The sequence below is a fragment of the Pantoea sp. S62 genome (assembly GCF_016658625.1).
Taxonomy (GTDB): Bacteria; Pseudomonadota; Gammaproteobacteria; order Enterobacterales; family Enterobacteriaceae; genus Pantoea; species Pantoea vagans.
In genome coordinates this window covers 1-1,051 of sequence record NZ_JACVVI010000044.1, presented here as the reverse complement: position 1 = coordinate 1,051, position 1,051 = coordinate 1, and the positions used below count along the sequence as shown (strand labels likewise).

The following is a 1,051-nucleotide window of genomic DNA, read 5'->3' as shown; positions in this document are numbered from 1 at the left end:
CTGGGGCTGGATAACCGTCAGCAGGAGGCTACCGCGTTTCTGATGACCACTGCACGTCCTGCACAGACGGCCCTGCTGAAAGCCCTTAATGACCTGACGGGCGTTGAAATGAAGCTGAGTCACGATACCGTGGCGCAGAACAGCGTCAGCACCTCCCGGACGGCCGTTATCCTGTCGGGCCTGGCCGCGCTGTCCGTCCTGCTGTCCGTGGCAACCTGTTATCTTCTGGTCCGCATGCTGATGCGCCAGCTGGGTGGTGAGCCCGCGCAGGCTCAGGCGCTGGCCGCCGCCATCGCCGCCGGTGACCTGACCTCGCCGGTCACGCTGCGCCGCGGCGACACCGTCAGCCTGCTCGCCTCGCTGGACGGCATGCAGGCCAATCTGCGAGGCCTGGTGTCGCAGATTAAGGATGCATCCGCCTCGGTGGCGCTGGCCGCCGACGAAATTTCGCAGGGGAATACCGAGCTTTCCTCGCGCACCGAGCAGCAGGCCGCTGCCCTGCAGGAGACGGCCGCCAGCATGGAGCAACTGACCGCCACGGTGAAAAGCAACGCGGCCGGCGCGCACCAGACCGCCGGCACCGCGCGCGAGACGGCCACGCTGGCCCGCGCCGGTGAGGCTGACGTGCAGCGCATGTCGGAAACCATGCATGAGATTTCGCTGAGCGCGGTCCGGGTACGGGACATCACCTCGGTCATCGAGGGGATTGCTTTTCAGACCAATATTCTGGCGCTCAATGCCGCCGTGGAAGCCGCCCGTGCGGGAGAGGAAGGTCGCGGCTTCGCCGTCGTGGCCGGCGAGGTCAGGTCACTTGCCCAGCGCAGCGCCAGCGCCGCGCGGGACATCAAGCTGCTGATTGAACAGGCCGTGTCCCAGGTGGAGGGCGGCGTAGCCGTGGCTGCCGGCACGGGAGAAAGCATCCTCAGGATTGTCAGCATGGTGGGCGAACTGGCTGACAGCATGGACAGTCTCTCGCTGTCATCAAACGAGCAGATGCAGGGTATCTCTCAGGTCAGCATCGCCGTCAGCCAGATGGACGGGGTCACGCAGA

Annotated in this window: 1 protein-coding gene; it reads left to right on the top strand. The window is 65.8% G+C overall.

What is annotated here, in order from left to right:
- Nucleotides 1-1,051: methyl-accepting chemotaxis protein (locus tag IBT54_RS24845; protein WP_201253324.1), on the top strand; the 1,051-nt coding region annotated here is incomplete at both ends.